The sequence below is a fragment of the Paraburkholderia sp. UCT70 genome (assembly GCF_050434085.1).
GTDB classification, from domain to species: domain Bacteria; phylum Pseudomonadota; class Gammaproteobacteria; order Burkholderiales; family Burkholderiaceae; genus Paraburkholderia; species Paraburkholderia tuberum.
The window spans coordinates 135910-147772 of sequence record NZ_JBNPVZ010000003.1 but is presented as its reverse complement, the minus strand read 5'-3'; the positions used below and the strand labels follow the sequence as shown (position 1 = coordinate 147772).

The following is an 11863-nucleotide window of genomic DNA, read 5'->3' as shown; positions in this document are numbered from 1 at the left end:
CGATCGCATAGCGAGCCACAGTCCGTTACCTTGTCTTCGATAAATTGACAAACGCCAACGGACAGACCATTCTTTTCGTGTGGTGGCTGCAGAGTAGCACGGCTGATCAACAGCAAGATTGGCCGAGAGACACGTTTCGTTCGAATCTGATTAAAGATCCTTGTTAAAAAGGTAACTAAAAGGAATCCGAATGGCGTCCACTCCACAAAAGATGTCAAAAATGCAACTCACCGGGATGGTGGTGGGCGGCATGGTCGGAGCCGGGATCTTTTCCCTGCCGCGCACTTTTGCCAATGCCACCGGTCCGGTGGGTGCCGTGATTGCCTGGCTGATTGCGGGCACGGGCATGTATATGCTGGCGCGCGTGTTTCAGGCGCTGGCGGAACGCAAGCCCGAACTGGACGCCGGCGTGTTTGCGTATGCGAAAGCGGGCTTTGGCGACTATCCGGGCTTTCTGTCCGCATTTGGCTATTGGATCGGTAGCTGTATCGGCAACGTTTCTTACTGGGTGCTGATCAAGTCGACACTCGGCGCGTTCTTCCCCGTGTTCGGCGACGGCAATACGGTCGTCGCGATCGTCGTTGCATCGATCGGCATCTGGCTATTTCATTTCATGATCCTGAAGGGGGTGCAGCAGGCGGCCTTCATCAACAGTATCGTCACGGTCGCCAAGGTCATTCCGATTCTGGTGTTCATCTTGATCCTGATCTTCGGTTTCCGGTTGGACCTGTTCCAGGCCAACCTCTACGGCGGAGGACTCGAAGGCAATATCCTCGAGCAGGTGCGGGCCACGATGCTGGTCACGGTGTTCGTGTTCATCGGTATCGAAGGGGCGAGCGTTTATTCCCGTTATGCGAAGAAGCGCTCCGATGTCGGCCAGTCGACGATTCTCGGCTTCGTCGTCGTGACCTCGCTGATGGTGCTCGTGACGATGCTGCCTTACGCAGTGCTCCAGCGCGCCGACATCGCGGCCATGCGGCAGCCGTCGATGGCGGCGGTGCTCGAAGCGGTGGTCGGTCATTGGGGCGCGGTTTTCGTCAGCATAGGTTTGCTGATTTCGGTACTGGGCGCTTATCTCGCCTGGTCGCTGATCTGCGCGGAAGTGTTGTTCACGGCGGCAAAGACCGAAGACATGCCCGCCGTATTCGCGAGGGAAAACGCTAACAAGGTACCTGCCAATGCATTGTGGCTGACCAACATCGTGGTGCAGCTGCTCGTCATCAGCACCTACTTCTCGCGCGATGCGTTCGCGCTGATGCTGAATCTGACGAGCGCGATGTCGTTGATTCCGTACCTCTTCGTCGCGGTGTTCGGCTGCATGAACGCGAACCGCGGCGACGGTTACGACGTGCGCGCCGACGAGCGCCGGCGCGACTTCATCATGGCCGCAATCGCCTCGATCTATACGGTCTTCATGATCTGGGCGGGTGGCCTGAAATTCATTCTGCTTTCCGCCGTGCTGTATGCGCCAGGAACCGCGCTTTATATCTGGGCTCGGCGCGAGCAGAACAAGAATGTCTTCATCGTTTCCGACTGGATCATTTTTATCGTTGCGATCATTGGCGCGATCATCGGCATCTATGGCCTCGTAACCGGAAGGATCGCGATTTAGCTTTAATGAAATCCGATTGAACAGAGCGGGCCAACATTGGCATTCAGGAGATCATCATGGCGAACACGGACGCGAAAGCGGGTGAATTGGGTGTCTACTCGGAAGTCGGGCAGCTGCGCAAAGTGATGGTCTGCGCACCGGGGCTCGCGCATCAGCGTCTTACCCCGAGCAATTGCGATGAACTGCTGTTCGACGACGTGCTGTGGGTAGAGAACGCGAAGCGCGACCACTTCGACTTCGTCACGAAGATGCGCGACCGCGGCGTCGAAGTGGTGGAGATGCACAATCTGCTCGCCGAAACGGTCGCGGTGCCCGAAGGCAAGAAGTGGATTCTCGACAACCAGGTGGTGCCGAATCAGGTCGGCCTCGGCTTTATCGATGAATTGAGAAGCTATCTGGAAGGGCTCGACAATCGCAAGCTGGCCGAAACGCTGATTGGCGGGCTATCCACTCACGATTTCCCGGAAGCGCACGGCGGCAAGGCGCTGGAGGTCGCGAAAGAAGCGGCGGGCGGCACCGAATATCTGCTGCCGCCGCTGCCGAACACGCTGTACACGCGCGACACGACGTGCTGGATCTATGGCGGCGTCACGCTGAATGCGCTGTACTGGCCGGCCCGCCACGAGGAGACGATCCTGACCACGGCGATCTACAAGTTCCACCCCGATTTCGCGGGCAAGGTCAACGTGTGGTGGGGCGACCCGACTCAGGACCACGGTCTCGCCACGCTGGAAGGCGGCGACGTGATGCCGATCGGCAAGGGCGTCGTGCTGATCGGCATGAGCGAGCGCACCTCGCGGCAGGCCATCAGTCAACTGGCTGCAATGCTGTTCAAGAAGGGTGCGGCCGAGCGCGTGATCGTCGCGGCGATGCCGAAGATTCGCGCGGCAATGCACCTCGATACCGTGTTCACGTTCGCCGATCGCGATTGCGTGCTGGTCGCCCCGGACTTCATGGCGAAGACGCGCACCTATTCGTATCGGCCGAGCAGCCATCCGAGCGGCGTCGAGTTGCACGCCGAAAACAAGCCGTTCACCGACGTCGTCGCCGAGGCGCTCGGGCTGAAGCATCTGCGCGTGGTCGAGGCGGGCGGCAGCGACTATCAACGCGAGCGCACGCAGTGGGATAGCGGTGCGAACCTCGTGTGCGCGTCCCCGGGCGTCGTCTATGCATACGACCGCAACACGTACACGAACACGCTGTTGCGCAAGCAGGGCATCGAAGTGATTACGATCGTCGGTGCGGAGCTGGGCCGTGGACGTGGCGGCGGTCACTGCATGACCTGCCCGATCATCCGCGATGCGGTCGACTATTGATCGGTCAAGCGAATCAATCTGGCCGGTGACTGGCAAAGTGTCGCCCGCTCGCTGAAGTGGCGAACGGGCGACAGCGCCGCGCGCGCGTCCGCCGCCGCCAGGAACGGCGCGATCCGTCCAGACGATCGACGCGACGAATCGGATCGCCCCGCTAATCGCCGGTTGACGCACGCCGTAGTGGTGGGCAGGTCCGGCTTGAAGTCGAACTTCCTTTTACTATACTTTTTAACGACTTCGCGCCTGAATTATCGAATTTGATATCTCGCGATTTGCAAAGATTACATTCGATAGACCAGCGATCGCTGCAATGAAGTTCGAGTTAATGAATCTGCGAGTAGCTGGACGATCACTTTTCACGTCAATCGCGTGAATGCTCGGAGCTTTCTTCCACCGCACGGAGGTTCGAATATGAATAATCGCTTTGTTGCGCAACTCGTCGCCTTGTCATTTGCCGGTATGTCCGCGCTCGCGATTGCGGCTGGGCCCATGAAGGACGAGGGCGGCGGCCAGATGGCCGGTACGGGCCGTCAGCAGGTGATGCCGTCGATTCCGCACCGTGACTGGCATAAAGGTCAACGTGTGCCGGCCGAATACCGTCACTACAACTTCATGATGGACGACTGGCGCGGACACGGCCTCAATGCGCCGCCGCGCGGGCACAAATGGCTGGGTGTCAACGGCGACTATGTGCTCGTAACGACGAACAACTGGACCATTTCAGACATTGTCGCCGGAACCCAGTAATGCTTCCTCGTGGTGCCCGGGCTATCCGGCGGCCAGTTTTAGCGCCGGAACCTGGGCCATTCATCGACACGACATGATTTCGTCATTTTCGTGTCGATTTAATGCTGCGTGTCGTATAGCCGGTCGGGAACGAACAATGCAGTCACGCCGCTCAAAAAGAACACCGCGCCGACCACGAGAAAGCCAAGTCCGATCGAGAACTGCGTCGCGATAAAACCGATGACGATCGGCGCCGCTCCCGAACAGAAGCGCCCGAGATTATACGAGCCGCCCACCGCGGTGCCGCGCACCGACGTCGCAAAACTCTCCGACATGAACGTGCCGATCGTGCCGAGCGGCACGCCGTACAGAAAGCCGAAGAAAAGCATCAGCGTGGAAATGTTGTCGTGGGTGTGCCAGAAAATGATCACGGGCAGAAAGAGTGCCGCACCGATACAGCCGATCACGTACACGCCGCGCCGGCTCCAGCGGTCACCGAGCCAGCCCGCGAAGATCTTGCCGATGAAGGCGACCACGTATGTGCCGATCATATAGCCGGTCAGCGAGCTGAACTTGATGTGCAATTCCTTCTCGAGATACGTCGGCAGCCAGTTGTTCAGGCCGTAAAAGCCGGACAGCACGAAGATCGACGCGAAGGTCCACAGGATGAACATCGTGCGCGCCTGGCGGTCGCGGAAAATCTGCGCGTAGCGATTGTCGACGAGCCGCGTTTTGCTCGCACGGTCGGCAGCCCGGCTAGCGAGCCATGCCGCCGGTTCGGGCACCGCGAACTTGATCGCGAATGCGAGCAGCACCGGCACGGCAGACACGTAGTACAGCGTGCGCCAGCCGTACTGCGGCAGGATCCAGTTGCTGAGTGCGATCACGACGATATATCCAGCCGAAATGCCAGTTTGCAGCATGCCGAGTACCAGCGAGCGCCGTTCTGTCGGCACATATTCGGCCACAAGCGTGGTGACCAGCACCATGCAGCCAATGCCGAGCGAACTGATAAAGCGCACCGCCGCGAATTCGACGAAGCTGTGCGTGAACCCGAGCATCCCCGCGCCGAGCGAGAACAGCGCGAGCGCCCATGCGATGACCCGCACGCGGCCGAGACGATCGCTCGCCCAGCCGCCGACAATGCCGCCGATCGCCATGCCGAGCAAGGTCAGACTGCCGAGCGCGCCCGCTTCGACATTGGTCAGCCCGAAGTCGTCCTTGATGCGCGACAGGGTGAGACCGTACATCATCACGTCGGCGCCATCGGCGATCAGCGCGAGGTAGGCGAGCACGAAGACCAGCACCCAGCGGCCTTGCGAGACGGCGGGATGGGTCACCGCTCGATAGTTTTGCAGGTCGGATGGTGTTTTCATGAACGGGCGGCGCAAGCGGCGGATGCCGTATTCTGCCTGAGCAGAGCAGGGACAAGGAAGGCGCCGATCAGGAGGCCTATGCTTTCATGACGGCTGGTGTACCAGCCTTCCTTGTGGGTCAGGTTCATCGTACCGATGCACACGCCATCATAGGCGATCGGAATGTTGAGGATCGAGCCGAGACCGATACCTGTCATCACCGCATGATCGTCGAAGGCCTCGCGAATGCCTTGCGACGTGGCGGCACGAAACGGCTTCAGATCCTGAAGTATCTGTCGCGCCCACGCGGTGCCTTGCTTGTTTTTGCGGCCGCCCAGTGGATAGACGTCCGGCATGTTCGTGTAGACCCGTTCGACCTCGTGACGCCGCGCATCGTAGGACATGATCGTGAACAGGCTTAGGCCTATCGCCTTTGCCGCCACCGCGTGAACCGCGCGGAACAGCTCGAGCGGTTGGTTCTTCAGGCGCATCGCCAGCGCGAGACGCTCGAGGTCTGCGATATCCAGCATCTGCGTATCGTGCGGTGCGGGTTCGGTCAGGTTGCCTTGCATCATTTGCATCGCGTTTGCATCGGAAAGTGTGAAAAGTCGCAGTGCGTTCAGCCGTGCATGCGGGTGGAGTTCAGTTGGCCTCGCGCGTCGCGAGCCGGTTCGAGTTCGCTCGCCTCGATATCTTCGAGCGAGCGGTTGCGCGTTTCGATGCCGAGGAAGAACACCACGCATGCGCCGATCACCAGCACCGTCGTGGTAATCGCGAACACACCGAGGAAACCGGACAGCGGATAAACGAGACCGACGAGGATCGGCGCGCTGACCGAGCCGATGCGGCCGAACGATGACGACGAGCCCGTGCCCGTCGTGCGTACCGCGGTGGGAAACACTTCCGGCGTGTAAGCGTAGACGCCGGCGAATGCGCCGTTCATGAAGAACGACAGCGCGATGCCCGCGGTCATGATCTGTATGCCGGTGTGAGAAAACGCGAGCGTGATCGCGGCGATGCCGCCGAACAGCATGTAGGAAGCGACCACCGCCTTGCGGCCGATCTTTTCGTTGAGCCACGCCGCCGAGAAGTAACCGGGAATCTGCGCGCCATAGATTGCAATCGAATAGCCGAAGCTCTTCGTCATCGTCAGCCCTTCCTTGACGAGCAGGCTCGGGATCCACGAGAAGAACGAGTAGTACGCGAACGCGACCGAGAACCACATCAGCCAGCTGACCGCGGTCGTGCGCGCGAGTCGCGGCGACCACAGCGTGAGCACGTTGCGCCACGCGTTGCCGCGCGCCGGCGTCGAGGCCGGCGTGGGCACCGCGTGAAGCGCGTGGTTCGCAGTCACGGGCGCAAGCGCAATGCCGCGCTCGACGAACGCCGCTTCGATGCGGCCGACGATGCCGTTCGCTTCGGCCGCGCGGCCCTGGCTTTCGAGCCAGCGCGGCGATTCCGGCAGCGTCCGGCGCCACCACAGCAGCATCACGACGGGCAGCGACGTGATCACGGCCAGATAGCGCCAGCCGTCGACGAAGTTGCGCACCACCGCGAAGCCGAGAATCGACGAGGTCAGATAGCCGAACGACATGAAGCCGACCAGCGCGCCGCAGAAAATGCCGCGATAGCGGCGCGGCACGAACTCGGCGAGAAACGGCGCGATCACGACCGTCTCCGCGCCCGAACCGAAGCCCGCGACGACGCGCAGCGCGAAGAACGTGTGCCAGTCGTGCGCGGTCGCGCTCGCAAGAGACGCGACGCAATAGATGGCGAGCGCGCTCATCATGATGCGGCGCCGGCCGATCACGTCGGCGAGCACACCCGACAGGAACGCGCCGAAAAAGTAGCCGATATAGGTGCTGCTCGCGACGAGCCCGGTCTCAGCGCTCGTCAATTGCCACAGCTTGCTGACGACCGGCAGCAGGAACGCGAGCGACGACGAATCGAGTCCGTCGAACATGTACCCGAGCCCGCCGATCAGCAGCAGTCTGCGGTGAAAGCTCGACAGGGGAAGTCTTTCAAGACGGGCGGCGACGGCGGACACGGCAACTTCTCCTGAAGGAAATGGCGCGGCGAGACCGCGCGTTCTGCGCTGATGGCTGCTTCGGGCCGCTTATCGGCCGATTGCGTAGGCCTGCATCTGACGCGGTGTAGCGGCGCCTCGCATCAAACCGTTGCGGATCGCGACCGCGCAGACCCGGCCGAGCGCCCACGGTTCCGCGACGGTGAGGTCGTGGCCCCGCGCGTGCAGTTCGGCGAGCGTGCTGTCCGGAAAGCGCGACTCGACCGACATCTTGCCGAGCTGCATCGTGCGCGGATAGAACGAGCCGGGGAAGTGCGCGGTCTGGAACGAGGGCGCATCGGCGGCGGCCTGGAAGTTCATGCCGCCATGCACGTGCTTGAGGAACAGCTGCAGCGACCACTGATCCTGCTGGTCGCCACCCGGCGTGCCGAAGGCCGCGTACGGTTTGCCGTCGCGCGTGACGAGCGTCGGCGACAGCGTGGTGCGCGGCCGGCGGCCCGGGCCGAGTGACGAAGGCAGGCCTTCTTCCATCCAGAACATCTGCGCGCGCGTGGTGACGTTGAAGCCAAGACCCGGCACCGCCGGCGACGCCTGCAGCCAGCCGCCCGACGGCGTAGCCGACACCATGTTGCCCCAGCGGTCGACCACGTCGAGATGCACGGTATCGCCGCGCAATTCGGGCAGCGGCGCGAAGGTCGGCTCACCCTGGCCAAAGCCGCCGGTCTGCTCGCGCCCGGCATTCGCGACGATGCGCGCGGCGCGTTGCTCGCTGTCGCCGAGCAGCCCGGGGCGGAATTCGAACGACGCGCGGCGCGGATCGATGAGGCGGCGCCGCTCGTCGTTGTACGCGTCGCTGAGCAGCGCGTCCATCGGCACATGCGAAAACGCCGGGTCGCCGTAGAACACTTCGCGATCGGCGAAGGCGAGCTTCGAGCACTCGATCACCGTGTGCACGAAATCGGGCCCGAGGGGGTCCATCGCGCCGAGATCGAAACCCTTCAGCAGCGCGAGCTGTTGCAGGAACATCGGGCCCTGGCCCCACGGGCCGGTTTTGTGCACGCGCATGCCCGCGTAGTCGTAAGACACCGGGTCTTCGTAGGTTGGCTCCCAGCGCGCGAGATCGCCCGCATCGAGCAGACCGCTGTTGCGCAGGCCCGAGGTGTCGAGCACGGCGGTCGAACGGAAGTACTGGTCGATCGCGTCGGCGACGAAGCCGCGATAGAAGACATCACGCGCGCGTTCGCACTGCTCGGCGCGATCGCTGCGCGTATTTGCCTCGCGCAGGATGCGCTTGTAGGTTTCGGCGATCGCGGGATTCGCGAACAACTGGTTCGGCATCGGCGCCTCGCCGTTGCGCAGCCATTGCTCGGCCGAGGTCGTCCATTCGGTGCGGAAGAAGTCCTGAATCGCGAGAATCGACGATGCCATGCGTGGCAGCACCGGATAGCCGTTTTCCGCGTAGCCGATCGCATAGCTCAGCACTTCTTCGAGCGGCAACTGGCCATAGTCGCGCAGCAGCGCCATCCACGCGCCGAATGCGCCCGGCACGACCGCGGGCAGCAGGCCCGTGCCCGGCACCACGTCGAGCCCCATCTTGCGCATCCGCTCGATCGTCATGCGCGCGGGCGTCACGCCTTGTCCGCACAGCACGCGCACGCGTTCTTCGCGCGCGCTGTAGAACACCACCGGCAGCTCGCCACCCGGACCGTTCAGATGCGGCTCGACGATCTGCAGGACGAAGCCGGCCGCGGCGGCGGCGTCGAACGCATTGCCGCCTTTTTCGAGGACCGCCATCGCCGATGCGCTCGCGAGCCAGTGCGTCGAGGCCACCATGCCGAAGGTGCCGATCAGTTCTGGACGGGTTGTAAACGACATGCGCGACTCCGTGGCGACGACGGTCCGAATGGAAGAACCAATATGGAATGGTTCAATTGGAGAAAATGAAAGCGTAAAACTAACGAAGCCGGGCTGCACCCGGTGTTAACCATCAACATGCGACCCAGTATAGCGAATCAAAAATCACCGGGTGCTGCTATGTCATGCCGCCTCGATTCTGGTATCGTTGGAACCAATACAAATTGGTTCGGCGGACAACATGGACAAACCGGTACTGGATGCGCTGCTCGACTACATCGCCGATCATCAGTTGAAGGACGGCGACGCGCTGCCGCCCGAACGAAAGCTCGCCGAGGAACTGGACGTGAGCCGCCGCGAGCTGCGCGCGGCGCTCGCTTCGCTCGAGGCGTCGGGGCGCGTGTGGCGCGGCGTCGGCCGCGGCACCTATCTGGGCGCGCGGCCGCTGAAGTTTGCGCCGACGCTGCGCGGCTTGCGCGCCGGCACCAGTCCCGCGGATATCGCCGAAATGCGGCTGCTGTTCGAGCCGGCGCTGGCCGCGCTGGCCGCGACGAAAGCGAGTGGCGACGATCTGCAGGAACTGGAGAAATGCGCACGCAAAAATGCCGCCGCAAAAAACGACGACGAGTGGCAGCAATGGGATCATCGCTTTCATTTGCTGATCGGACATGCCACGCGTAATCCCGCGTTGATTGCGTTGATGGAGGTGATCAACGGTATGCGGGTGAAGCCGGAGGTGCGCGAGAAAACGTCCGCGCAGGAGACGCGGCAGTTTTTCGCGCAACAGCATCAGGCGATCGTCAATGCGCTGAAAGCGCGCGATGCGGATGCGGCCGCGCAATGCATGCGCGAGCATCTGCTGAGCGTGCAGTGGCGTGCGTCGGCGAAGACCGATGGTGCGGCGGCGCGGCGTGCGTGAGGTTGCCGTGGTGCCGCGCGTCGATCAGGATGGCGGAGCTTTACTGCGCAAGCTTCCGGTTCAGCCGGCGCATGCCGTCGAAGACCGCATCGGCCACGTCCAGCGGAAAGTCGGCGGGCAGTTGCGACGAGACTGTGTCGATCACCGTCTCCGTTTGCGCGGTCAACTGATCGATCAGCGTATCGACGTCGGCGGCGGAAAAACCGACGCGCTGTCCTTCGGCCACCCAATGCCGGCGCTGGATCTGATTGAGCAGGTAGTGGACGTTCTTGCCGCGAACCGCCATCGCCAGTTTCACTTTTTGCGCCGCGAGGCGCCCCGCGCCGCTGCCGATGATCGGATGCGCGGACAACACGTCATAAAGCGGCGTGGATTCGTAGCGATTGCCGGGCAGATGCGCAATGCTGAAGTTCTTCGCGTGGCCATCGGTCGCGGCGAGCAGCCAGAAAACCAGCTGCGTCGCGAAGAAGTTGCGCCGGTCCGTCGTCGCGCGTGTGGACCTCGCGAGTATCTCCATGATCGCCTCGATGCCCGGACCGCCGTCGGACTCATACTTGTGCAGCGCCGACGTGCCAGTGGCCTGGCACATGTCCTCTTGCGGCAGACGCACGATCCACGTGGCGTCGCTCGACAAACGGCGATCGAAGCGCTCGACGATCAATACCTTCTGCTCATCGAATCGCGCGATTTCGCAACGCGCGACGGGCAGCCCGTAGGCCGCGACGATCTGCGAGCACAGCCATTCGTTTTCCACCGACGTGCGCATATCGGCGCGCATGTTGCCGACGAGCCCGAGCGGCAGCTTGAAGATGTGCGTGGTCGGCGTGCTGCGTTCGGGCAGCAGCCAGCGATTGCGATGACGGAGCAGCGCGGTTTTTTCCTGCGCGCCGGCGATCGACAGACGCAGGTCTTCGAGCGGATCGTGCTGCCCGAGCGGCGCCGCCGTCGTCGTGCCGCGTAGCAACGCCGCGATGTCGCTGTCGCTGAGTTCGCGACCGTGGATGCTCGTCAGATCGCTCGGCTCTTCGTCCGGCGACAGCAGTTGCAATGCGCCGACGCAGTCTCGTCCGAGCGCGGTGAGCAACGCAAACGGCGCGGCGCTGCCGGTCCGGTAGCGCGCGGCGATGCGGCGCCGGATCGGTTCGCTGTCGGGCAGCAGGTTGTCGAAATAGTCGGCGACGATCTGGCCGCGATACGCCTGATTGCCCGGTGTGAACGGCAGCGACAGCGATAGCGGACGTCCTTGCGGATCGTCGATCCATTCGTCGGCATAGCTCAGACGTTCGCCGCTGCGTGTCGTTTCCCAGGCGCCGACCCGCAGGCCGTTCATCCACAGATTCAGACGGTTCGGTGTGCTGCGCGCCATGCTTACCAGTCCTCCCGTTTCTTGCTGGTGCTGGCCGCTTTGGTTGCCTTGGCGGGTTTGACCGCTTTGGGCTTTTGCGCCGACGGTCCCGGTTTGAGCGGCAAGCGCGTGGCGCGTTTAGCGTTGCCTTTGGCCTCGACCGGCGCTCCGGCGACCGGCGTTCCGCTCCGGGCGCGGCGGGAGCGGTTCGGCGCCGGCGCGGCGTCTTCCACGGCCACGCTTTGCGTCGATCCGCTCTGCGCGAGCTTCAGATCGACCTGCAAGACCCGCAACACCCTGAAGAGTCGTTCGACGCTGACGGTCGCCGGATTCGCTTCGAGTTGCGCGTAGGTCTGTTGCGTGACCCCGAGATGCGCGGCCATCGCGGCCTGAGTGAGGCCGGCGGCCTTCCTGAAGCCCTGCAGGATCGGTCTGAGCTGGCTCAGTGTCTTGATGGCGTAGTCCACGGTCGATCTCCGGTTCGGCTGCGGCGGCGTAACAGGCCAAAACCTGTAAATAACAGATACAGTCTATACGCTGTATTTAGCAAATACAAGCTAGAGACTGTTAATGACGAGCACGGACGCATTTGAAACGGCGTCCCCTCACGCTACTCATCACGCAACTAACGGTCAACCGCGCACCGCCAACCCCTTCGCTGCTGCGCAGCCACTCCGCCGCAGGCAACATGTGATCGACCGAAAATAAAGATG

General features: G+C 62.6%; 10 protein-coding genes. 4 read left to right on the top strand and 6 right to left on the bottom strand.

The window, feature by feature from the left end:
* The first annotated feature begins 190 nt into the window (after positions 1-190).
* From OKW41_RS18440 to OKW41_RS18430, 3 genes are all read left to right on the top strand, one after another.
* Entirely contained in the window at positions 191-1612 is a 1422-nt protein-coding gene (locus OKW41_RS18440; RefSeq protein ID WP_429447105.1) for a basic amino acid/polyamine antiporter, read from the top strand.
* Positions 1613-1668: 56 nt separating this feature from the next.
* Entirely contained in the window at positions 1669-2928 is a 1260-nt protein-coding gene (gene arcA, locus OKW41_RS18435) for an arginine deiminase (protein ID WP_184061759.1), read from the top strand.
* A gap of 408 nt (positions 2929-3336) precedes the next feature.
* Complete coding sequence (locus tag OKW41_RS18430; RefSeq protein WP_429447107.1) at positions 3337-3672, top strand: RcnB family protein; 336 nt, start codon at positions 3337-3339, stop codon at positions 3670-3672.
* 98 nt (positions 3673-3770) lie between these two features.
* Here the strand turns inward: OKW41_RS18430 and OKW41_RS18425 are convergent, their stop codons facing one another.
* The 4 genes from OKW41_RS18425 to OKW41_RS18410 all read right to left on the bottom strand — a co-directional run bounded on the left by OKW41_RS18425 (position 3771) and on the right by OKW41_RS18410 (position 8907).
* Complete coding sequence (locus tag OKW41_RS18425; RefSeq protein WP_429447109.1) at positions 3771-5027, bottom strand: MFS transporter; 1257 nt, start codon at positions 5025-5027, stop codon at positions 3771-3773.
* Positions 5024-5587, bottom strand: coding sequence for a GAF domain-containing protein (locus OKW41_RS18420; protein WP_429447110.1), 564 nt, complete (start codon positions 5585-5587; stop codon positions 5024-5026). Before OKW41_RS18420 ends, OKW41_RS18425 begins: the two co-directional genes overlap by 4 nt.
* A 38-nt stretch (positions 5588-5625) precedes the next feature.
* Positions 5626-7053 carry an MFS transporter gene (locus OKW41_RS18415; protein ID WP_429447112.1) on the bottom strand — a complete coding sequence of 476 codons (1428 nt, stop codon included), beginning with the start codon at positions 7051-7053 and terminating at the stop codon, positions 5626-5628.
* Between the two features lie 69 nt (positions 7054-7122).
* The gene (locus OKW41_RS18410; protein ID WP_429573524.1) at positions 7123-8907 is read right to left on the bottom strand and encodes a gamma-glutamyltransferase family protein; all 1785 of its coding nucleotides are present in this window, start codon (positions 8905-8907) and stop codon (positions 7123-7125) included.
* Positions 8908-9127: 220 nt separating this feature from the next.
* Between OKW41_RS18410 and OKW41_RS18405 the strand changes: the two genes are divergently transcribed.
* On the top strand, positions 9128-9805 hold the full coding sequence (locus OKW41_RS18405; RefSeq protein ID WP_184045149.1) for a FadR/GntR family transcriptional regulator: 678 nt from the start codon (positions 9128-9130) through the stop codon (positions 9803-9805).
* Between the two features lie 40 nt (positions 9806-9845).
* On the opposite strand, the gene OKW41_RS18400 is transcribed toward OKW41_RS18405, so the two are convergent.
* Positions 9846-11171, bottom strand: coding sequence for a type II toxin-antitoxin system HipA family toxin (locus OKW41_RS18400; RefSeq protein ID WP_429573523.1), 1326 nt, complete (start codon positions 11169-11171; stop codon positions 9846-9848).
* A 2-nt stretch (positions 11172-11173) separates the two neighbouring features.
* Positions 11174-11617 carry a helix-turn-helix transcriptional regulator gene (locus tag OKW41_RS18395; RefSeq protein ID WP_429573522.1) on the bottom strand — a complete coding sequence of 148 codons (444 nt, stop codon included), beginning with the start codon at positions 11615-11617 and terminating at the stop codon, positions 11174-11176.
* Positions 11618-11863: the final 246 nt, after the last annotated feature.